The sequence below is a fragment of the Yersinia proxima genome (genome assembly GCF_902170785.1).
GTDB lineage: Bacteria > Pseudomonadota > Gammaproteobacteria > Enterobacterales > Enterobacteriaceae > Yersinia > Yersinia proxima.
The window spans coordinates 18,646-40,274 of the sequence record NZ_CABHYG010000020.1; the positions used below are offsets into that span (position 1 = coordinate 18,646).

Genomic DNA, 21,629 nt, shown 5'->3' on the forward strand with positions numbered 1-21,629 from the left:
ACTGACATTGTGTGCTAAAAATGTATCTAAGATTGATAAAATAACTTTTTCACCAATATTTTATTATTGATGAAAATATTTAACGTTGGATAACGTTATTCAACGGTATGGAGTAAGTGTATGAAAAAAAGTTGGATATTCCTTGGTTGTATACTTTCTTTCGGGGCAATAACGGCTCATGCGGAAGAGATTGGCTCCGTTGACACGGTATTTAAACTCCTGGGGCCTGACCATAAAATCGTGGTTGAAGCCTTCGATGATCCTGATGTTAAAAATGTAACTTGTTATATCAGCCGGGCAAAAACCGGTGGTATCAAAGGGGGGCTAGGGTTAGCGGAAGATACTTCCGATGCGGCCATTTCCTGTCAGCAAGTGGGGCCGATTGAGTTAAGTGACAAAATTAAAAACAAGAAATCTGACGGTACGGTAGTTTTCCAGAAACGGACTTCATTGGTGTTTAAAAAACTACAGGTTGTGCGTTTCTACGATCCGAAACGTAATGCCTTAATCTACCTGACTTACTCAGACAGAATTGTCGACGGCTCGCCGAAAAACGCGATAAGCGCAGTGCCAATTATGCCGTGGCAATAAAGTTATTTTGATAACCACGGGTAATAAAAAAGCCAGCATTTGAGTGCTGGCTTTTTCGTAGATGAATTAGATAGTTACTCTTCCAGGTCACCACAGAAACGATAACCTTCACCGTGGATAGTGGCGATGATTTCTGGAGTGTCCGGCGTTGATTCGAAATGCTTACGAATACGACGGATGGTCACGTCAACAGTACGGTCATGTGGCTTCAGCTCACGACCGGTCATTTTCTTCAGTAATTCGCCACGGGATTGGATCTTGCCCGGGTTTTCACAGAAGTGCAGCATGGCACGGAACTCACTACGTGGCAGCTTATAATGCTCTCCAGCAGGGCTTATCAATGAACGGCTATTGATATCCAGCTCCCAGCCATTAAATTTATAGCTTTCTACCAAACGGCGCTCTTCGCCTACGCTACCCAGATTCATGGTGCGTGACAGTAAGTTGCGTGCCCGAATGGTCAATTCGCGCGGATTGAAAGGTTTGGTGATGTAATCATCAGCACCAATTTCCAGGCCGAGGATTTTATCGACTTCGTTATCGCGGCCGGTCAGGAACATTAGGGCAACACTTGCTTGTTCACGAAGTTCCCGTGCCAGCAACAGGCCATTTTTGCCCGGCAGATTGATGTCCATGATAACTAAGTTGATATCATTCTCAGACAAAATGTGGTGCATTTCTGCGCCATCATTAGCCTCATGAACAACATAGCCTTCCGCCTCGAAAATGCTCTTCAGGGTGTTACGAGTAACTATCTCGTCTTCTACGATCAGAATGTGCGGGGTCTGCATGTTTGCTACCTAAAATTGCCAACAAAATAGAAATAGGAAGTACAGAAGTCTTTGTTATATTAGGATTTTTATTGACTAGTTACTCGTCATCCCGTTCATCACATGACTAAAGTACGTAAACGCGTTCTTGATGCACTTTCCATCAACGTCAACAACATCACTAGCTTGGTCGGGGTGTTACTCCCTACAGCCCCAAAGGTGACAAAAGCGGCGCATATCCTAACCCTATTAACAGCAATATAACAGTGTGAGCCGAATTTACCACCCAACAAAACTACGCTTTGTTGACATATATCAAATTCAATTGTAGCACGTTAACACTTTTGTGAAAAAGACTTACAAGAATACCAGCTTAAGCGATAGTTGGTTAAATTATGTTACCGATTCAGTGTTATTAATATGAAAAATTGAATGTTCGAGGTAACTCAAAAATAATTTATCTAATCTATTGATTTTTATTGTTTAAAATCAATATTGTTTCATCGTTTTGGCAATTGGATAACTTTTCTTATTAGTGCTCTGTTTCGCCTAAAAACATAAGAAGAATTATCATTAATGTTAGTCAAATGTAAAGTGAAGTGACGAAGTTTTCATTTTTGTTGTCTTTTAAATCATTTGAGCGAAAAAACCAGCCTTAAAAGCCCGCTTTATTTTTTAATCACGTATGTTTCTGCCGTCTGGCGTTCTCTTATCGCTTAAAGATCAAATCTATTGCTTATTACCCTATTTCTGCTTATTAAGTAAAAAAATAGCAAAGGCATATCGTAGTGGTGATGGCTTGTTTTTTAGTTTTATTATCTGGCTTTAAGCCAATTATTTTATTTATTTCGCCTAAAAAAGTTCATCAGATAAGACAATAGCTCAGCAGTGAGTGGTTAATTTTACCAGGGTGAAGAATGAAAAAATTTGACTTGAGGGGACGATTGCTTTAACCAATAGAGGTAGAGCCATATTATTTATGAGACAGACAGACGACATGCGATACATCAGCCTGAACACAACAATTATTACCACCACCGAAACCACAGGTTACGGGGCGGGCTGACGCGTACAGGAAACAACAGAAAAAAGCCCGCACCTAAACAGTGCGGGCTTTTTTTTTCAATCAAATATTTGCAAAAAAGTTTGCGATAAAAAAGCGCGAAAGCGGGAGAGAATCAGAAATGCGAGTGCTGAAATTTGGCGGGACATCAGTAGCAAATGCAGAACGCTTTATGCGTGTTGCCGATATCATAGAAAGTAATGCGCGTCAGGGACAAGTGGCGACGGTATTATCCGCTCCCGCTAAAATTACCAACCATCTGGTGGCGATGATCGATAAAATGGTGGCTGGGCAAGATATCTCGCCGAACATCAGTGATGCTGAACGAATTTTTTCCGAGCTATTGCGTGGATTGGCTGATGCGCAACCGGGTTTTGAATATGAGCGTTTAAAAGCGCTGGTAGCTCATGAGTTTGCGCAACTCAAACACGTCCTGCACGGTATCTCGTTGCTGGGCCAATGCCCGGATAGTATCAATGCTGCCATTATCTGCCGCGGCGAAAAATTGTCCATTGCCATTATGGAAGCATTATTTCAAGCGAAAGGTTATCAAGTCAGCGTGATTAATCCGGTCGAGAAATTGTTGGCGCAAGGCCATTATCTCGAATCCACCGTTGATATCACTGAATCTACCCGCCGCATCGGTTCCAGTAGTATTCCTGCTGACCATATCATCCTGATGGCCGGTTTCACTGCCGGTAATGACAAAGGGGAGTTGGTGGTACTGGGGCGCAATGGATCAGATTATTCTGCTGCAGTGTTGGCTGCGTGTTTACGCGCTGATTGTTGTGAAATCTGGACTGACGTGGATGGGGTTTATACTTGTGATCCTCGTGTTGTACCTGATGCTCGATTATTGAAATCGATGTCATATCAGGAAGCGATGGAGCTGTCCTATTTTGGCGCTTCGGTTCTCCACCCCCGCACTATCGCTCCTATCGCCCAGTTCCAAATTCCTTGCCTGATTAAAAATACTTCTAACCCGCAAGCCCCCGGCACCTTGATTGGTAGGGAAGGCAGTGATGATGGCTTCCCAGTGAAAGGCATCACCAACCTGAATAATATGGCGATGATTAACGTGTCTGGCCCAGGCATGAAAGGCATGGTCGGTATGGCAGCTCGCGTATTCGCGGTGATGTCACGCAGCGGTATTTCAGTGGTGCTAATCACCCAGTCTTCTTCTGAATACAGCATCAGTTTCTGTGTTCCGCAAAGTGAGTTAGCCCGTGCCCGCAAAGCATTAGACGAAGAGTTTTATCTGGAATTGAAAGATGGTCTGTTAGAGCCATTGGATGTGATGGAACATCTGGCGATTATTTCAGTAGTTGGCGATGGCATGCGCACTTTACGTGGCATCTCAGCGCGCTTCTTCTCAGCACTGGCCCGCGCCAATATTAATATTATCGCGATTGCGCAAGGCTCGTCTGAGCGCTCTATCTCTGTGGTGGTCAGCAATGATGCCGTTACTACCGGTGTGCGGGTTTGTCACCAGATGTTGTTCAATACTGATCAGGTTATTGAAGTGTTTGTCATTGGCGTCGGTGGTGTGGGTGGGGCATTAATTGAGCAAATCTATCGTCAACAACCTTGGTTGAAGCAGCGCCATATCGATTTGCGCGTTTGCGGCATCGCCAATTCCAAAGCCATGTTAACTAATGTGCACGGTATTTCGCTGGATAACTGGCGTCATGAACTGGCCGAAGTGCAAGAGCCGTTTAACTTAAGTCGCTTAATTCGCCTGGTGAAAGAGTATCACTTGCTCAATCCGGTGATTGTCGACTGTACATCCAGCCAGGCTGTTGCGGATCAATATGCTGATTTCCTGGCCGATGGTTTCCATGTTGTGACACCAAACAAGAAAGCTAACACCTCATCGATGAATTACTACCGTCAGATGCGCGCAGCGGCAGCGAAGTCATGCCGTAAATTCTTGTATGACACTAACGTTGGTGCGGGTCTGCCGGTTATCGAAAACTTACAGAATTTGCTCAATGCAGGTGATGAACTGATGCGTTTTTCTGGCATTCTTTCAGGATCACTCTCTTTCATCTTCGGTAAACTGGACGAAGGGATGACCTTGTCAGAGGCGACATTACAGGCCAAGGCGCTGGGTTATACCGAACCAGACCCACGCGATGATCTCTCCGGGATGGATGTCGCCCGGAAATTGTTGATCCTGGCCCGTGAAGCAGGGTACAAACTTGAATTGGCTGATATCGAAGTTGAGTCCGTTCTACCAGCAAGTTTTGATGCCAGCGGTGATGTCGATAGTTTCCTCGCTCGCCTGCCGTCACTGGACGGTGAGTTTACCCGTTTGGTGGCAAATGCCGCAGAGCAGGGCAAAGTGCTGCGTTATGTCGGGGTGATTGAAGAGGGGCGTTGTATCGTTCGGATGGATGCGGTCGATGGTAACGATCCGCTGTATAAAGTGAAAAATGGTGAGAATGCGTTGGCTTTCTATACCCACTATTATCAGCCGATCCCGTTGGTGCTGCGCGGGTATGGTGCGGGTAATGACGTGACTGCTGCTGGGGTATTCGCTGATCTTTTACGCACATTATCATGGAAGTTGGGAGTTTAAATATGGTTAAGATCTATGCTCCGGCATCGATTGGCAATGTCAGCGTTGGCTTCGATGTGCTGGGTGCGGCGGTTTCACCAGTAGACGGCACTTTGCTGGGCGATTGTGTCAGCGTGACTGCAGCGGACAGTTTTAGTCTGCGTAACGAAGGCCGCTTTGTCAGCAAATTACCTGATGATCCAAAAGAAAATATCGTTTATCAATGCTGGGAGCGTTTTTGTCAGGAAATGGGCAAAGAGATCCCGGTAGCCATGGTGCTGGAAAAGAACATGCCGATCGGCTCAGGGCTGGGTTCGAGTGCCTGTTCTGTTGTTGCCGGCTTGATGGCAATGAACGAATTCTGTGGCAAACCGCTGGATAAAGTTACGCTGCTGGGCATGATGGGCGAGCTGGAAGGGCGTGTTTCCGGCAGTGTACATTTTGATAATGTCGCCCCTTGCTATTTAGGTGGGATGCAATTGATCCTCGAGCAACCAGGCTATATCAGTCAAGATGTACCCGGTTTTGACGACTGGCTGTGGGTGATGGCTTATCCGGGGATTAAAGTCTCTACCGCTGAGGCACGGGCTATTTTACCCGCACAGTATCGCCGTCAGGATTGCATCGCTCACGGGCGTAATTTGGCTGGATTTATTCACGCCTGCCACACTCAACAGCCAAGTCTGGCCGCTAAAATGATGAAAGATGTCATTGCCGAGCCTTACCGCACTCAATTATTGCCGGGCTTTGCTGCGGCCAGGCAAGCCGCGCAGGATATTGGCGCGCTGGCCTGTGGTATTTCCGGTTCTGGCCCCACGTTATTTGCCGTCTGCAATGATAGCGAGACCGCACAGCGTATGGCGAGCTGGTTACAAAATCATTACCTGCAAAACGACGAAGGTTTTGTTCATATTTGCCGTCTGGATACCGCAGGCGCACGACTACTGGGATAACGCATGAAACTGTATAACCTTAAAGATCACAACGAGCAGGTCAGCTTCGCGCAAGCGATCAAACAGGGCCTGGGCAAGCAGCAAGGGTTGTTCTTCCCGCTGGAGTTGCCAGAGTTTGAACTGACAGAAATTGATAAACTGCTGGATCTGGATTTTGTCACTCGCAGCAGCCGTATTTTGTCTGCTTTTATTGGTAATGAAATTGCACCAGAAGTATTAACCAAGCGTGTTCAGGCTGCGTTTGAGTTTCCGGCTCCAGTCGCTCAGGTTGAGAATGATATCGCCGCATTGGAGTTGTTCCACGGCCCGACATTGGCCTTTAAGGATTTCGGCGCACGTTTTATGGCACAAATGCTGGCCGAAGTGGCTGGCGACCAGCCAGTGACTATCTTAACCGCAACCTCTGGTGATACTGGGGCGGCGGTCGCTCATGCTTTCTATGGCTTGAAAAATGTGCGCGTGGTTATCCTCTATCCACGTGGCAAAATCAGCCCGCTGCAAGAGAAGCTGTTCTGTACGTTAGGTGGCAATATCCACACGGTGGCCATTGAGGGCGATTTTGATGCTTGTCAGGCGCTGGTCAAACAAGCCTTTGATGATGAAGAGTTGAAGCAGGAGTTGAGCCTTAACTCTGCTAACTCTATTAATATCAGCCGTTTGCTGGCTCAGATTTGCTATTACTTTGAAGCTGTAGCCCAGTTACCGCAAGAAGCGCGTAACCAATTGGTTATCTCCGTGCCAAGTGGCAACTTCGGTGATTTGACCGCCGGCTTGCTGGCAAAATCGTTAGGTTTGCCGGTAAAACGCTTTATCGCTGCCACCAATGCCAACGACACCGTGCCGCGCTTCCTGGTTAATGGCCAATGGCAGCCGAAGCCGACGGTGGCGACGTTATCGAATGCTATGGATGTCAGCCAGCCGAATAACTGGCCGCGTGTTGAGGAGCTTTATCGTCGTAAAATCTGGCAGTTGAAAGAATTGGGCCACGGCGCAGTTAGTGATGATGTCACCAAAGAGACGATGCGCGAGCTAGCGGATTTGGGTTATATCTCAGAACCTCATGCCGCCATTGCCTACCGCGTGCTACGTGATCAGTTGCAAGACGGTGAGTTTGGGTTGTTTATCGGCACCGCTCATCCGGCGAAATTCAAAGAAAGTGTGGAAGAGATTCTGGGGCAAGAATTGCCGCTGCCAAAACCACTGGCAGTGCGGGCACAATTACCGTTGTTGTCACATGATTTGCCAGCAGATTTTGCGCAACTGCGCACTTTCCTGATGGCTTTGCCTAAGTAATTAAACGCATAAGGGGCCAATTTGATTGGCTCCGAAGTTTGGCGGGGCGACTGCACCGATGGGCGCTCCGGCGGCGCATGCCGCTACGACCCATTCGGTACATTTCCCCGCTTATCAACTAGTTTAATCGTTGCGCGGTCATTTCTAGTGTTGTTCAGCCCGCTTAAAGACTAATTCATTTTTCGCCGACAGCCCGGCATCAAATTCATAACCTTCCAGATTAAAATCAACCAGTTGCTCTGGTTTGGTGAGTTTATTCTGAATAATAAATCGGCTCATCAGGCCGCGGGCCTTTTTGGCATAGAAGCTGATAATTTTATATTTGCCGTTCTTTTCATCCAAAAAGACCGGCTTAATCAGTGAACCGGCTAATTTGGCGGGTTTCACGGCCTTAAAGTATTCATCTGAGGCGAGATTTATCAGCACGTTATCACCTTGCTGCTCCAGCGCCTGATTCAGTTTCTCTGTTATCTGGTCATCCCAGAACGAATAGAGATCTTTGCCGCGTGGGTTAGCCAGTTTGATCCCCATCTCCAGACGATACGGTTGCATCAAATCTAGCGGGCGCAATACGCCGTAGAGTCCGGAAAGCATGCGTAAATGCTGTTGGGCAAAGTCAAAGTCAGCAGCGCTGAAATCCTGCGCCTGCATGCCGGTATAAACATCGCCTTTAAAAGCCAGAATCGCCTGACGTGCATTGTCTGGGGTGAAATCAGGTTGCCATTCGCTGAAACGGGCGGCATTTAAACCGGCCAGTTTGTCGCTGATTCCCATCAGGCTACTGATTTGGGCTGGTGTCAGCTCACGGCAGATCTCGATAAGCTGTTGTGATTTATCCAACATCTCTGGCTGAGTAAACTTTTTGGTCGCGAGCGGACTTTGATAATCAAGGGTTTTAGCCGGGGAGATAACAATAAGCATGATGACATCCTATTAATACCCGGAATACTTCAAGCAGCATGTGCGTTGGCTTCTTTCGTTCACCTCAGTCACTTACTTATGTAAGCTCCTGAGGATTCACTCACTTGTCGCCTTCCTGTCACTCGAATTATTTAGGGTATATTTAAATAAGACACTGTAGCAAAAAGCGTAGTGTAGCAAAAAGAAGATTGGACGATTGCTAGGATAGATAGATTGAGTTGTCAGAGATGATATAGTTTAGCTAAATCGTCTCAGCACGATAAGAATGGATGAAATTGCTATTAACCTGCCGGTTTCTGGCTGTTTTAAAAGGCGAAAACGGTTGCGAACCGAATACTGCCTGTTTGCGCTTTTTTTAATCAGTTTAACTGCCTTGCACCAAGGCTTACGCATGTTATTATCAAGACAAGGCAGACGTCGAAATAGCTAATATTGCGAAACCGCTAACATTCCGAATGAGATGAAGCGCCATTTCGACCGAGATAAAAGTTGCGACATGCCAAAAGTTCATGCACAAACGATGAGAAACGACAACATGACCGATAAACTTACTTCCCTACGTCAAATCACCACTGTAGTAGCAGATACTGGGGATATCGCGGCAATGAAGCTGTATCAGCCGCAAGATGCAACCACGAACCCATCACTGATTCTGAATGCTGCCCAAATTCCTGAATACCGCAAACTGATCGATGAAGCCATTGCCTGGGCTCGCGAACAAAGCAGTGATCATGCTCAGCAAATCGTTGATGCAACTGACAAACTGGCCGTCAATATCGGTTTGGAAATTCTGAAACTGATCCCTGGTCGTATTTCTACTGAAGTTGATGCTCGCCTGTCTTATGACACCGTTGCCAGCGTGGCAAAAGCGAAACGTTTGATCAAACTGTACAACGAAGCCGGCATCAGCAATGACCGTATTCTGATCAAATTGGCTTCTACCTGGCAGGGTATCCGTGCTGCGGAACAGCTGGAAAAAGAAGGCATCAACTGTAACCTGACTCTGCTGTTCTCCTTCGCTCAGGCGCGTGCTTGTGCTGAAGCGGGTGTGTTCCTGATTTCACCGTTTGTTGGCCGTATTCTTGACTGGTACAAAGCCAATGGTGATAAGAAAGAGTTCGCACCACACGAAGATCCAGGTGTGGTTTCCGTAACTGAGATTTACCAGTACTACAAAAAACACGGCTATGAAACTGTGGTTATGGGTGCAAGTTTCCGTAATCTGGGTGAGATAATCGAACTGGCTGGCTGTGACCGCCTGACTATCGCTCCATCTCTGCTGAAAGAGTTGGCAGAAAGCGAAGGCCCGGTCGAGCGTAAACTGGTTTATACCGGTGAAGTTCAGGCTAAACCTGCGCCACTGACTGAAGCTGAGTTCTACTGGCAGCACAATCAGGATCCAATGGCGATTGATAAACTGGCTGATGGTATTCGCAAGTTTGCTATCGACCAGGGCAAACTTGAGAAAATGATCTCAGACCTGCTGTAATTTCGCTCGCGGTACTTGATTCTCAGCAGTGATTTGACGAAAAGGTGGCGTAAGCTGCCTTTTTTATTGCCTGTGACCTGGGGCTGGGGGCAGTTCCAATAATATGGGATATGCTATTATTCGCCACAGATAAAGGATTTTTCGTCGAGGTAGTTACATGAATACATTACGTATAGGTTTAGTTTCCGTTTCTGATCGCGCATCAAGTGGGGTATATCAGGATAAAGGCATCCCAGCCCTGGAAGAGTGGTTGGCAAGTGCACTAACGACACCTTTTGCAATAGAAACTCGCCTTATCCCCGATGAACAAACTCTGATTGAACAAACCCTGTGTGAGTTAGTCGACGAGATGGGTTGCCATTTAGTGCTGACCACCGGTGGAACCGGCCCGGCAAGACGCGATGTCACCCCTGACGCCACGTTGGCAATCGCAGATCGACAAATGCCCGGTTTTGGTGAGCAAATGCGTCAAATCAGCCTCCATTTTGTTCCTACCGCGATATTATCCCGTCAAGTCGGTGTTATCCGTAAGCAAGCATTGATCATCAACTTACCGGGACAACCTAAATCCATCAAAGAAACCCTGGAAGGGGTAAAAGATGCTGAGTCGAAAGTGGTGGTCGCGGGGATTTTTGCCAGTGTGCCTTATTGCATTCAACTACTGGATGGGCCTTATATAGAGACCAATGCTGAAGTGGTAGCGGCTTTTCGTCCGAAGAATGCAGTTATCGATATAAAAAACTAAATTAAAACTTTTTGCAACATAAGACACCATTCTGACAGTGTGGGGAATTTTGTACGGTATAGTCATGTTTACTTTACAAAAAGCTGAAAATATTTTTCTTCCCCAACTCTGGTTTATTACGGTGTCATATGTCTCAAGAACACAATTCATCTCAAGTCGACTTATCGCAACCTCATGTTGCCCAACAACATAATCATAATCGTCGGTTGAATAAGCAAGATTATAAAACGCTCACTCTGGCTGCTTTAGGCGGGGCGCTTGAGTTTTATGACTTCATTATTTTCGTTTTCTTTGCTGCGGTGATTGGTGATCTTTTCTTCCCAGTTGATATGCCTGAGTGGCTGCGTCAGGTGCAGACATTTGGTATTTTTGCTGCGGGTTATCTGGCACGTCCGCTTGGTGGCATTATCATGGCGCATTTTGGCGACTTGGTTGGCCGTAAAAAGATGTTTACTCTAAGTATTTTGTTAATGGCATTGCCAACATTGGCGATTGGTATGTTACCGACGTATGCCTCTATCGGCATCGCAGCGCCATTACTATTGCTGTTAATGCGCGTATTACAAGGTGCGGCGATTGGTGGTGAAGTACCCGGTGCATGGGTCTTTGTAGCAGAACATGTACCCCGTCGGCGCATTGGTATTGCTTGTGGAACACTCACTGCTGGTTTGACTGCGGGGATCTTACTGGGGTCACTGGTGGCCACCGCGATGAACACCACCTTAAGTCCTCAGGCCATCTTAGATGGCGGTTGGCGTGTACCATTCTTCCTCGGCGGGATTTTCGGTTTGTTCGCTATGTATTTACGCCGTTGGTTGCAGGAAACGCCTATCTTTAAAGAGATGCAAGCACGCAAAACTTTGGCCGATGAATTACCACTGAAATCTGTTGTGGTTAATTTTAAAAAAGAAGTGTTGGTGTCGATGCTGCTAACCTGGCTGCTGTCTGCCGGGATCGTGGTGGTTATCCTGATGACCCCGACTTATTTACAGAAACAATTTGGTGTCTTGCCAGCACTGGCATTGCAGGCCAATAGCCTGGCAATTGTGGCGTTGGTATGTGGTTGTGTCATAGCAGGACTTGCGATCGACCGTTTTGGTGCCAGCAAAACCTTTATTACAGGCAGCTTAATGTTGGCGGCATCGACATGGTCGTTTTACCACACCAACCTGACTGATCCGAGTCAGTTATTTACCCACTATATGTTAGCTGGATTCTGTGTCGGGATTGTCGGCGCAGTACCTTATGTCATGGTGCGTGCGTTCCCTGCAGAGGTTCGTTTTACCGGCATCTCCTTCTCCTACAATGTGGCGTATGCGATTTTTGGTGGGTTGACACCTATTCTGGTGACGTTATTGATGAAAGTAACGCCTATGGCTCCAGCGTATTACATGCTGCTGTTATCGCTGGTAGGGTTCCTGTTAGGGATTTATCTGCGCAATGATATTAATAGTGATGTGAAAGTACATTTGCCAAAAAAAGCCTTGGCTGAATAAGAAAACTATCAAATAAATATCATCGCAAAATAGCCCATAATGTATGGGCTATTCTTTATCTAATAATGTTTAATACTCACCTTTATAATTAAAGCCGACCTTCTGTTTGACACGAGCTGAGGGCTGAGAAATAACGATAGAATATAATGTTCTGGCACCTTGTTGTTGTAGATACCGCCCCAGCTCCCGCACTGCGGCGGTGCCAGCGCCTCTTACCGTACCTTCACGATCAGGATATAAGACAAAGTCTGGTAGTGTGGCTGATGCTACCAGCTCGACTTCCTCTCTACTGTTAAATTGGTCAGCAAGAATAATTGCAATAATCCTCCCTTGCAGTTTGACCACCACATAGGTCTCACCGGGGCGGTGAAGAGTAAGTCTTCGGTGGATAATACCCGTTACTATATTTCCAGCATGCAGCAGTTTAATATGGGTATCATTTTTTTCCTCAGCATCGGCACTGGCCCCTTGCTCAGGTGGATGATCGGGGTAGCCTTCTTCATATTGCTGTTCCCATTGAGCAATGGTTTCACTTAGTTTTTTCCGCATAGCTTGGGCATTCTTAACTTCGTCATCTGACAGTTTCTTTTCTTCCTCTGATCTTGGTGTTGGCAGTATTTCTATTTCGAATTCTAATTCAGTTCGCTCGATAGGTTCCCCCTGTGAAGTGATTATTGGGGTGGTCGGTGTGTATACGAAAGTCTCTAATAACAACTCATAAATACCTAGAGGCAAGAGTTCAACTTGGGATGGTGACTCATTAGATAATGAATAAAGGCTATAGTTTATATAACTAAGTTGAGCATAATCAAAAGCGGTTTTAATATCGGCGAAGGAGTTATTCGTAGTTTTATCCGTTATTTTTTCTTTTACCGATTTAATTAGTCTATTTTCCACTTCCTGATTATCAACTACAGTGCCTGTGCTGCCGGTACGAATGATAGAGTCTATTATTCTGCCAAAAAATGCTGGGTTCCAGGTTTCTAAGTTATGTCCAAATAACAGAGTGAAATCAGTCATGATTTCCAGTGTCCAATCAATACAGTTAGGTCTTATCTGACGTGTTGGACGAGAATTAAGTAAAGAATGGAGCGAAGCCATACAGGCTTTGGTGGCAGCGGGAAGGCTTAGAGAACGACTATTTTTATTATCGATATAAGTGAGTGTCATATGGTTATCAACACTTTCAGATATTTGTAACTCTTCTTTATGAGGAGGGGGTGGTTTAAACGGACTACTGTTTCCTGCAATGTGTAATGTTTTTCCTTTGGTATTACTGTTGAAAAAAGTATTTGCACTGAATACTATCCCATCTAATTGCTGGCACTTGCCTTGTACAATGTAATTATAAATATTTAAAAAAGGAGTAAAAGCACATATTATTTTACTTGTTTGTGTTAGATCTCTTTTTTCCCAATCCTTATCTCCTGTGTCAGCAGTGAGTATAGATTTTGAAAGAATTAAAGGAATATCTTTGTTATGGTTGATTATTGTTATTTCCTGGAGGGTGTCAATCTCAGTATCTCTGTCAAAAAAGATAATGGGGGATATGTCTACCAGTTTATTTTCTATGGTCTGGATAAATTGAACTTCCACGGCGTCTTGCTGTATTTGAATAATAAATGATATCTTGTCGCTATGCTTGTAGCGTTCAAAGTGGAATTTATCAGCCATGCGTTGATCGGAGAATGTTATGACTCTTTTATTCATATTAATAGCCTGACTACTAAAGAGTTTGATGTCATAACTATCATTTTTACCAATATCTTTACTATCGAATACCAGTAAGACTTGTTTGTTTTTTAAACGGGCGTCATCCCAGTACTTGCCAAATACATCAGCTAGTTTTATTTTATACTCGCTTATGATGGCACATTGTTGATCACAACTAAGCCCTTTATTTACTGATGCTTTAATACTTGTGATGGCGTTACTCATGTTCAGTGATTTTAAACTATTATCAGTAATATTCTCTGTTAGTTTAAAAAAAGGAGAATTGAAATTGTCATTCTCATAAATTGTTGCAATCATTCCTTCGGGGATGGTGATAGATTGAATACTATCATTATAAATAGGTAGTGATTTTCTGTTAGACTCAATGATGGATTCAGCGTCTTGATACAAATCAATTTGCTGATTTGATGCTAAACAAGTACTGTCTCCCTGAAATTCATCTTCGGTATAAAAACAAACCGCAGGTGCTATTTGATATGAGTTTATTTTTTTATAAAACCCTAATGATTTTATTTTTTGTAAATTGGCATCATTTTTTAATATTATTCTTTCACCAGAAAAATCAATATCATCATAAAGAGTAACCATCATACCTGGAGGGACAGAAATTGATTCTATTTTATTATCAAACCCGTCATGATAAGCCGACCTTGATTCACCTTCCACCGAGCAAAATGACTCACCACTAAAATCCATTAACTCATAAAAACAGACTTTCCCCTGTTCCGAATAGATAGGTGGAGATATTATTAATATAGCACTTATCAATAGTTCTTTGGCTATTTTCATTGGCTGGCCCTTCAGTGTATTTGATTTCAATAATTCATATTACCTGCGGAGCCTTGATGTTATATGATGTGTTTTTTATTTACTTTATCTATTTTCATAATTCTATTTAATTATTTTATAATATTAATTTTAAACACATAATTAATTTTATTTTAGAGGTGGAAAATAAATATAAAAAAGCCCTCTGAACATGAATGTTTAGAGGGCTGTTAAATGTAAGTTTTCGCAGTGAGCTGTAATTAAACTACAGGTTGTGCTTGCAACGTTGGGCTTGGTTCACCAATAGGTAATACTGTGCGGCCGTATTGTTCGTTCAATACTTCCGCCATGGCCAGATAAATTGCGCTCGCACCACAGATGATACCTTCAAAGCCGGCGAAAACCAGTAGCGAATGGTTGCCAGTGAAGTTACCGATAGCCAGCAGTGCAAACAGTAGCGTCAGGCTACCGAAAACAAACTGCAAAGCACGGTTAGCTGGCAAAGTACCGAAGAACATAAATAGCGTGAAGATGCCCCACAAACCTAAATAAACGCCGAGGAATTGTGCATCAGTTGCTTCTGCCATACCCATTTTAGGCAGCATCAACAAACCAACCAAACTCAGCCAAAATGCGCCATAAGAGGTAAATGCAGTGGCAGCAAAGGTATTACCCTTCTTATATTCCAGCATACCTGCCAGAATTTGTGCCAAACCGCCATAAAAAATCCCCATACTCAAAATAACAGAGGTTAGGGGGAAGAAGCCTGCGTTGTGCAGGTTAAGCAAGACGGTGGTCATCCCAAAACCCATCAGGCCTAATGGGCCAGGATTCGCCAACTTGGTGGTGTTCATAAGTCCTCTGCAATAACAGATTGCTAAAAAGAATGGATAAATATCCGAATAAGTATAAAGCGCCTGAATGACTAAAAAGTCGTCTATTCCCTCAGTGCGCGCGGCATCATAATGATCCGCGCGATTGGAAACAATGATCTTGAGGGTGATAAAAAGTAATTTTTTTTCATCTCCCCCCTTGATGCTGCGTTTCATGGCCCCATCTTATTCCCAACCGCAGGGACTAATCACGAATCAGCGGAGGCATACATCAGTGGAATGCTGGGTATGAAAACATTGATTATGAAAATACGGGCAGTTGAAAAGAAACAATTCGCCCACATATAGATTAGTAACTTGACCGAATATGACTTTTTAGTGGAGGCGTTTTAGATGGGTAAAATTATTGGTATCGACTTGGGTACTACCAACTCTTGTGTAGCAATTATGGATGGTACTAAAGCACGCGTGCTGGAAAACAGCGAAGGCGATCGCACAACGCCTTCTATCATCGCTTATACCCAAGATGGTGAAACTCTGGTTGGTCAACCGGCTAAACGTCAGGCTGTCACTAACCCACAAAATACACTGTTTGCCATCAAGCGTTTGATTGGTCGTCGTTTCCAGGACGAAGAAGCGCAGCGTGATAAAGACATCATGCCGTACAAAATCATTGCAGCAGATAATGGTGACGCTTGGTTAGAAGTTAAAGGCCAGAAAATTGCACCACCGCAGATCTCTGCTGAAGTGCTGAAGAAAATGAAGAAAACGGCTGAAGATTATCTGGGCGAACCAGTAACTGAAGCGGTTATCACTGTACCTGCATACTTTAACGATGCTCAGCGTCAGGCAACAAAAGATGCTGGCCGTATCGCAGGTCTGGAAGTAAAACGTATCATCAACGAACCAACTGCTGCTGCATTGGCTTACGGTCTGGATAAAGAAGTTGGTAACCGTACTATCGCGGTTTACGACCTCGGTGGTGGTACTTTCGATATCTCAATTATCGAAATTGACGAAGTTGATGGCGAAAAAACCTTTGAAGTTCTGGCAACCAACGGTGATACCCACCTGGGTGGTGAAGACTTCGATAGCCGCCTGATCAACTATCTGGTTGAAGAATTCAAGAAAGACCAGGGTATGGATCTGCGTACCGATCCACTGGCAATGCAGCGCCTGAAAGAAGCGGCTGAAAAAGCGAAGATCGAGCTGTCTTCTGCTCAGCAGACCGACGTTAACCTGCCGTACATCACGGCGGATGGCAGCGGTCCAAAACACATGAACATCAAAGTGACCCGCGCTAAGTTGGAGTCACTGGTAGAAGATTTGGTCAACCGTTCTATTGAACCACTGAAAGTGGCTCTGCAGGATGCTGGCTTGTCTGTTTCCGATATCCAGGACGTTATCCTGGTCGGTGGTCAGACTCGTATGCCAATGGTTCAGAAGAAAGTTGCTGATTTCTTCGGTAAAGAACCACGTAAAGACGTTAACCCAGATGAAGCTGTAGCGATTGGTGCGGCAGTACAGGGTGGTGTTCTGTCTGGTGAAGTGAAAGACGTTCTGCTGTTGGACGTTACCCCACTGTCACTGGGTATTGAAACCATGGGTGGTGTGATGACTCCGCTTATCACTAAAAACACCACTATCCCAACTAAGCACAGCCAGGTGTTCTCTACTGCGGAAGATAATCAGTCTGCGGTAACCATCCATGTGCTTCAGGGTGAGCGTAAACGTGCTCAGGATAACAAGTCTCTGGGTCAGTTCAATCTGGACGGTATCCAGCCGGCACCTCGCGGCATGGCGCAAATCGAAGTGACCTTCGATATTGATGCCGACGGTATTTTGCATGTGTCTGCTAAAGACAAAAATACCGGTCGTGAGCAGAAGATTACCATCAAGGCATCTTCTGGTTTGAATGAGGAAGAGATCCAGAAAATGGTTCGCGATGCTGAAGCTAACGCTGAAGCAGACCGTAAGTTTGAAGAACTGGTTCAGACTCGTAACCAAGCTGACCACCTGATCCACGGTACTCGTAAACAGTTGGAAGAAGCCGGTGACAAACTGCCAGCAGAAGACAAAACTGCTATCGAAGATGCTGTGAAAGCACTTGAAGCAGCGCTGAAAAGCGAAGATAAAGCTGAAATCGAAGCCAAAACTCAGGCTCTGGTACAAGTTTCTGGCAAATTGCTGGAAATGGCTCAGCAGCAAGCAGCCGCAGGCGGTGATGCTGGTGATACCAGTGCCAAGAAAGAAGACGACGTCGTAGACGCCGAATTCGAAGAAGTAAAAGACAAAAAATAATAGCCCTTAAGCGGGCACAGCAGTGGTAGGCCTTACTGTTGCTGGAAACCAGCACGGGCGTCGAGGAAACTCTACGCCCGTGCACGCATGTTAAGGGTAGGAAAAAAGAGAATGGCGAAGAGAGATTATTACGAGGTTTTAGGCGTTAAAAAGGACGCCGATGAACGTGAGATCAAAAAGGCCTATAAACGCCTGGCGGTAAAGTATCATCCGGATCGTAATCAGGACGAGAACGACACCGGCGAAAATTTCAAAGAAGTTAAGGAAGCCTACGAAATTCTGACCGACCCACAAAAGCGTGCAGCCTACGATCAGTATGGTCATGCCGCCTTTGAACAAGGTGGTATGGGCGGTGGCGGTTTTGGCGGTGGCGGTGCTGATTTTACTGACATTTTTGGTGATGTTTTCGGTGATATCTTTGGTGGTGGCCGTCGTCAGCGAGCTTCCCGTGGTTCAGATCTGCGCTACAACATGGATCTGACACTGGAAGAAGCGGTACGTGGTGTGACCAAAGAAATCCGCATCCCAACGCTAAATGAATGTGATGTTTGCCATGGTAGCGGTGCTAAACCGGGCAGTTCTCCGGTGACGTGTTCGACTTGCCGTGGTGCAGGTCAGGTACATATGCGCCAGGGGTTCTTCACTGTGCAGCAGGCGTGTCCTACTTGTCATGGCAGCGGTCAAATCATTAAAGATCCATGCAACAAATGTCATGGACATGGCCGGGTTGAGAAGTCAAAAACGCTGTCGGTTAAAATTCCAGCAGGCGTTGATACCGGTGACCGTATTCGTTTAAGCGGTGAAGGTGAAGCTGGCGAGCATGGCGCACCAGCAGGTGATCTGTACGTTCAGGTGCAAGTCAAAGCACACCCAATCTTCGAACGTGAAGGCAATAACCTGTATTGTGAAGTGCCGATTAACTTCGCTATGGCAGCCTTGGGCGGCGAGATTGAAGTCCCGACGTTGGATGGTCGCGTTAAGCTGAAAGTGCCTGCGGAAACACAAACCGGCAAACTGTTCCGGATGCGCGGTAAAGGGGTCAAATCTGTTCGTGGTGGTAGTCAAGGTGACTTGCTCTGCCGCGTTGTGGTTGAAACTCCAGTGCATCTGAGTGAAAAACAGAAGCAATTGCTGCGTGAACTGGAAGAAAGTTTTGTTGGCGCCGCGGGCGAGAAAAACAGTCCTCGCTCTAAAAGTTTCTTAGACGGCGTAAAGAAATTCTTTGATGACTTGACTCGCTAGTTGGCGCTTTAGTTGTTAACACGCTAATAAAAAAGATGAAAATTAAAATCCTCGATAAGTATCGGGGATTTTTTTCATCATCAGAGCCATTAAAATGTGATGCAGATTGTCAATTGATCGGTTTTTCCGATCTTTTAATACTATAAAAACGACTATTTTCGAGTTAATGATTATCCTAAAATCTGTGAATTAATTTGTCGAGCACAAGCTCACTGTCCGATGTAAGGGAGTCATTCATTGTGACAAACATGATTCGTCAATTTTTACGCCAAGAGGCTGCCGGTGGCCTGATTTTGATTTTTGCCGCCGCTGTAGCCTTATTTATGGCTAACAGCCCACTGCAAGGGTTTTATCAATCATTTCTTGATGTACCGGTATCAGTAAAAATAGCGTCACTGGATATCAGTAAGCCGCTATTACTATGGATCAATGATGGTCTAATGGCGATTTTCTTTCTGGTTGTCGGCCTGGAAGTTAAGCGCGAATTGATGGAGGGCTCACTGGCTGGGCGTGATAAAGCTGTTTTCCCAGCCATTGCTGCCTTAGGCGGTATGTTGGCTCCGGCCCTGATTTATTTACTGTTTAATGGGGCTGATGAAGTTACCCGCCAAGGGTGGGCAATCCCGGCAGCAACTGATATTGCCTTTGCATTGGGTGTGATGGCATTACTGGGGAACCGGGTTCCAACCAGCCTGAAAGTCTTTTTACTGGCACTGGCTATCATTGATGACTTGGGTGTCATCATTATTATTGCGTTGTTCTATACCCATGAGGTTTCACTGCAAGCCTTGGGGATTGCGGCGGCGGCTATCGCACTATTGGGTTATATGAACTGGCGCGGAGTGGGGAAGACATCTGCCTATCTGCTGGTCGGGTTGGTGCTATGGGTCTGCATTCTTAAATCAGGAGTGCACGCGACTTTAGCCGGTGTGATTGTCGGTTTTATGATACCGCTGCACACTAAAGATAAGCGTTCGCCTTCGGAGTCACTGGAGCATGGTTTGCATCCGTGGGTGGCCTATTTGATTCTGCCGCTATTTGCATTCGCCAATGCAGGTGTTTCGTTGCAAGGCGTTTCACTTTCCGGATTGACATCGTTACTGCCTCTGGGGATTGCGAGTGGGCTGTTTATTGGTAAACCACTGGGGATTTTCACCTTTAGTTGGCTCGCGGTTAAGTTAGGAGTTGCTAAGCTACCCGACGCAATCAACTTTAAGCAGATTTTTGCTGTATCCGTGTTATGCGGTATCGGTTTTACAATGTCGATATTTATCGCTTCACTGGCATTTGAAGGAGCAGATATGGCTCTGACAACCTATTCCAAACTAGGCATATTGTTGGGCTCGACGACCGCAGCAATTGTAGGTTATAGCTTGCTGCGCCTGGCCTTGCCAGCAAAGAGAAAAATAACGCACTGACTCAATATTTGAATGGACAGTGCTGCTCGTAAAAGCACTGGCCATTCAACCTGATGGATTTCCAGGCTGAAGTCTCAGAACAGGGAACGTTTAATCGTGCATGGGGCTGCTGGCTGGCTCAGCGATATGTTAAGGGGATAACAACATGCGAATGTCGCACATCAATTTCAATCATCTTTATTATTTTTGGCAAGTTTGTAAGGAAGGCTCTGTCGTTGGGGCAGCTGAGGCTTTATTTTTAACGCCACAAACTATCACCGGGCAAATTAAAGCATTAGAAGAGCGTCTCGGTGGGAAATTATTTAAACGCCAAGGGCGTGGGCTGGTGCCATCAGAATTGGGGCAATTGGTCTTTCGCTATGCCGATAAGATGTTCATGCTCAGCCATGAAATGCTGGATATCGTTAACTATCGTAAAGAATCCAACTTGTTATTTGATGTCGGCGTAGCTGATGCATTATCCAAGCGCTTGGTGAGCCAGGTATTGGAAACTGCTGTAGTGGATCATGAAAAGATTCATTTACGCTGTTTTGAATCTACTCATGAAATGCTACTGGAGCAGTTGAGTCAGCATAAGCTGGATATGATTCTGTCTGACTGCCCAGTTGATTCCAGCCAGCAAGAAGGGTTGTTTTCAGTAAAACTTGGCGAGTGCAGTGTCAGTTTTTACTGTCGCCAGCCAATTCCTGATTTGCCTTTCCCCGCTTGTTTGCAACAAAAACGTTTGTTGGTCCCTGGTCGTCGCTCAATGTTGGGGCGTAAATTATTAAATTGGATTAACAGCAAAGGGCTACAAGTGGAAATCTTGGGGGAATTTGATGATGCGGCGTTAATGAAAGCGTTTGCTATCTATAACAACGCTATTTTTGTTGCTCCGACACTGTACGCAGCAGATACCTATGGTAAAGATGATGGAATTGTTGAAATTGGTCGTTTAGACAATGTACAGGAAGAGTATTACGTTATTTTCGCCGAGCGAATGATTCAACATCCAGCAGTACAGCGGGTATGTAACAAGGATTTTTCTGCGCTTTTTAGCGGTTAAACCGATTGGCTCAGGTCGTAAGTGGCATAGTTATCAGCTACCCGTGAGCACGAAAGGTTTTGCTATTTGATGACTTAGCCAAATTTTAGATATAAAAAAACCGGCCTAGGCCGGTCTTTTTACGAAGCAGCCAACGTGATGCATTACTGCATTGCGTTGATTTGCGCTACTAAGTTTGACTTATGGCGCGCTGCTTTGTTTTTGTGGATCAGACCTTTACAGGACTGACGATCCACGATTGGTTGCATCTCATTAAATGCTTTTTGCGCTGCGTCTTTATCGCCAGCTGCGATTGCCGCATACACCTTCTTAATGAAGGTACGCACCATTGAGCGACGGCTAGCGTTATGCTTGCGGCGTTTCTCAGACTGTACGGCGCGTTTCTTAGCTGATTTGATATTAGCCAA

18 protein-coding genes and 1 other annotated feature are annotated in these 21,629 nt (G+C 45.3%); of the genes, 13 read left to right on the forward strand and 5 right to left on the reverse strand.

Translation table 11 applies throughout. The features are described from left to right. The first annotated feature begins 120 nt into the window (after positions 1 to 120). The gene (gene creA / locus FTB31_RS19090; RefSeq protein WP_050075832.1) at positions 121 to 591 is read left to right on the forward strand and encodes a protein CreA; all 471 of its coding nucleotides are present in this window, start codon (positions 121 to 123) and stop codon (positions 589 to 591) included. A 74-nt stretch (positions 592 to 665) separates the two neighbouring features. Here creA and arcA read toward each other — a convergent pair whose 3' ends face one another. Next, positions 666 to 1,382 carry a two-component system response regulator ArcA gene (gene arcA, locus FTB31_RS19095; RefSeq protein ID WP_004706052.1) on the reverse strand — a complete coding sequence of 239 codons (717 nt, stop codon included), beginning with the start codon at positions 1,380 to 1,382 and terminating at the stop codon, positions 666 to 668. Between the two features lie 102 nt (positions 1,383 to 1,484). On the opposite strand from arcA, the gene yjjY reads away from it, so the two are divergent. The 5 genes from yjjY to thrC all read left to right on the forward strand — a co-directional run bounded on the left by yjjY (position 1,485) and on the right by thrC (position 7,230). Then, the gene (yjjY, locus tag FTB31_RS19100) at positions 1,485 to 1,625 is read left to right on the forward strand and encodes a YjjY family protein (RefSeq protein ID WP_004706054.1); all 141 of its coding nucleotides are present in this window, start codon (positions 1,485 to 1,487) and stop codon (positions 1,623 to 1,625) included. A gap of 733 nt (positions 1,626 to 2,358) precedes the next feature. After that, positions 2,359 to 2,427, forward strand: a complete 69-nt coding sequence (gene thrL / locus FTB31_RS19105) for a thr operon leader peptide (protein WP_002231504.1) — start codon at positions 2,359 to 2,361, stop codon at positions 2,425 to 2,427. Beyond that, positions 2,366 to 2,484, forward strand: a sequence feature (Thr leader region). Its footprint overlaps the gene before it by 62 nt. 61 nt (positions 2,485 to 2,545) lie before the next feature. Further along, complete coding sequence (gene thrA, locus FTB31_RS19110) at positions 2,546 to 5,005, forward strand: bifunctional aspartate kinase/homoserine dehydrogenase I (protein ID WP_050076121.1); 2,460 nt, start codon at positions 2,546 to 2,548, stop codon at positions 5,003 to 5,005. Positions 5,006 to 5,007: 2 nt separating this feature from the next. Beyond that, on the forward strand, positions 5,008 to 5,937 hold the full coding sequence (thrB, locus tag FTB31_RS19115; RefSeq protein WP_050076123.1) for a homoserine kinase: 930 nt from the start codon (positions 5,008 to 5,010) through the stop codon (positions 5,935 to 5,937). 3 nt (positions 5,938 to 5,940) lie between these two features. After that, positions 5,941 to 7,230, forward strand: coding sequence for a threonine synthase (gene thrC / locus FTB31_RS19120; RefSeq protein ID WP_050075833.1), 1,290 nt, complete (start codon positions 5,941 to 5,943; stop codon positions 7,228 to 7,230). 144 nt (positions 7,231 to 7,374) lie between these two features. Here thrC and yaaA read toward each other — a convergent pair whose 3' ends face one another. Then, positions 7,375 to 8,151, reverse strand: a complete 777-nt coding sequence (gene yaaA, locus FTB31_RS19125; RefSeq protein ID WP_227731701.1) for a peroxide stress protein YaaA — start codon at positions 8,149 to 8,151, stop codon at positions 7,375 to 7,377. A 535-nt stretch (positions 8,152 to 8,686) separates the two neighbouring features. Between yaaA and tal the strand changes: the two genes are divergently transcribed. The 3 genes from tal to FTB31_RS19140 all read left to right on the forward strand — a co-directional run bounded on the left by tal (position 8,687) and on the right by FTB31_RS19140 (position 11,881). Continuing rightward, a complete protein-coding gene (gene tal, locus FTB31_RS19130; protein WP_050075835.1) occupies positions 8,687 to 9,640 on the forward strand; it encodes a transaldolase in 954 nt (317 codons plus the stop codon). A gap of 157 nt (positions 9,641 to 9,797) precedes the next feature. After that, the gene (gene mog / locus FTB31_RS19135; RefSeq protein WP_077174259.1) at positions 9,798 to 10,385 is read left to right on the forward strand and encodes a molybdopterin adenylyltransferase; all 588 of its coding nucleotides are present in this window, start codon (positions 9,798 to 9,800) and stop codon (positions 10,383 to 10,385) included. 128 nt (positions 10,386 to 10,513) lie between these two features. Continuing rightward, positions 10,514 to 11,881 (forward strand): MFS transporter, encoded by a 1,368-nt coding sequence (locus FTB31_RS19140; RefSeq protein ID WP_050075837.1) that lies wholly within the window; start codon positions 10,514 to 10,516, stop codon positions 11,879 to 11,881. Positions 11,882 to 11,950: 69 nt separating this feature from the next. Here the strand turns inward: FTB31_RS19140 and FTB31_RS19145 are convergent, their stop codons facing one another. Then, positions 11,951 to 14,404 (reverse strand): peptidase inhibitor family I36 protein, encoded by a 2,454-nt coding sequence (locus FTB31_RS19145; protein WP_227731702.1) that lies wholly within the window; start codon positions 14,402 to 14,404, stop codon positions 11,951 to 11,953. A gap of 239 nt (positions 14,405 to 14,643) precedes the next feature. Beyond that, entirely contained in the window at positions 14,644 to 15,237 is a 594-nt protein-coding gene (gene satP, locus FTB31_RS19150; RefSeq protein WP_050076134.1) for an acetate uptake transporter, read from the reverse strand. Positions 15,238 to 15,609: 372 nt separating this feature from the next. Here satP and dnaK point away from each other — a divergent pair, with 372 nt between their 5' ends. The 4 genes from dnaK to nhaR all read left to right on the forward strand — a co-directional run bounded on the left by dnaK (position 15,610) and on the right by nhaR (position 21,222). Then, entirely contained in the window at positions 15,610 to 17,517 is a 1,908-nt protein-coding gene (gene dnaK, locus FTB31_RS19155) for a molecular chaperone DnaK (RefSeq protein WP_011815538.1), read from the forward strand. A 111-nt stretch (positions 17,518 to 17,628) separates the two neighbouring features. Next, positions 17,629 to 18,759, forward strand: coding sequence for a molecular chaperone DnaJ (gene dnaJ, locus FTB31_RS19160; protein ID WP_005157034.1), 1,131 nt, complete (start codon positions 17,629 to 17,631; stop codon positions 18,757 to 18,759). Positions 18,760 to 18,998: 239 nt separating this feature from the next. Then, a complete protein-coding gene (gene nhaA / locus FTB31_RS19165) occupies positions 18,999 to 20,177 on the forward strand; it encodes a Na+/H+ antiporter NhaA (protein WP_050075840.1) in 1,179 nt (392 codons plus the stop codon). 145 nt (positions 20,178 to 20,322) lie between these two features. Next, positions 20,323 to 21,222, forward strand: a complete 900-nt coding sequence (gene nhaR, locus FTB31_RS19170) for a transcriptional activator NhaR (protein WP_050075842.1) — start codon at positions 20,323 to 20,325, stop codon at positions 21,220 to 21,222. 143 nt (positions 21,223 to 21,365) lie between these two features. Here nhaR and rpsT read toward each other — a convergent pair whose 3' ends face one another. Then, positions 21,366 to 21,629: a 30S ribosomal protein S20 gene (rpsT, locus tag FTB31_RS19175; RefSeq protein ID WP_002220715.1), complete on the reverse strand. Its 264-nt coding sequence runs from the start codon at positions 21,627 to 21,629 to the stop codon at positions 21,366 to 21,368.

Excerpts from the sequence above, each read along its gene's own strand:
- creA (WP_050075832.1), top strand. The coding sequence starts at position 121 with ATGAAAAAAAGTTGGATATTCCTTGGTTGTATACTTTCTTTCGGGGCA.
- arcA (WP_004706052.1), bottom strand. The coding sequence starts at position 1,382 with ATGCAGACCCCGCACATTCTGATCGTAGAAGACGAGATAGTTACTCGT.
- yjjY (WP_004706054.1), top strand. The coding sequence starts at position 1,485 with ATGACTAAAGTACGTAAACGCGTTCTTGATGCACTTTCCATCAACGTC.
- thrA (WP_050076121.1), top strand. The coding sequence starts at position 2,546 with ATGCGAGTGCTGAAATTTGGCGGGACATCAGTAGCAAATGCAGAACGC.
- thrB (WP_050076123.1), top strand. The coding sequence starts at position 5,008 with ATGGTTAAGATCTATGCTCCGGCATCGATTGGCAATGTCAGCGTTGGC.
- thrC (WP_050075833.1), top strand. The coding sequence starts at position 5,941 with ATGAAACTGTATAACCTTAAAGATCACAACGAGCAGGTCAGCTTCGCG.
- yaaA (WP_227731701.1), bottom strand. The coding sequence starts at position 8,151 with ATGCTTATTGTTATCTCCCCGGCTAAAACCCTTGATTATCAAAGTCCG.
- tal (WP_050075835.1), top strand. The coding sequence starts at position 8,687 with ATGACCGATAAACTTACTTCCCTACGTCAAATCACCACTGTAGTAGCA.
- mog (WP_077174259.1), top strand. The coding sequence starts at position 9,798 with ATGAATACATTACGTATAGGTTTAGTTTCCGTTTCTGATCGCGCATCA.
- FTB31_RS19140 (WP_050075837.1), top strand. The coding sequence starts at position 10,514 with ATGTCTCAAGAACACAATTCATCTCAAGTCGACTTATCGCAACCTCAT.
- FTB31_RS19145 (WP_227731702.1), bottom strand. The coding sequence starts at position 14,404 with ATGAAAATAGCCAAAGAACTATTGATAAGTGCTATATTAATAATATCT.
- satP (WP_050076134.1), bottom strand. The coding sequence starts at position 15,237 with ATGAACACCACCAAGTTGGCGAATCCTGGCCCATTAGGCCTGATGGGT.
- dnaK (WP_011815538.1), top strand. The coding sequence starts at position 15,610 with ATGGGTAAAATTATTGGTATCGACTTGGGTACTACCAACTCTTGTGTA.
- dnaJ (WP_005157034.1), top strand. The coding sequence starts at position 17,629 with ATGGCGAAGAGAGATTATTACGAGGTTTTAGGCGTTAAAAAGGACGCC.
- nhaR (WP_050075842.1), top strand. The coding sequence starts at position 20,323 with ATGCGAATGTCGCACATCAATTTCAATCATCTTTATTATTTTTGGCAA.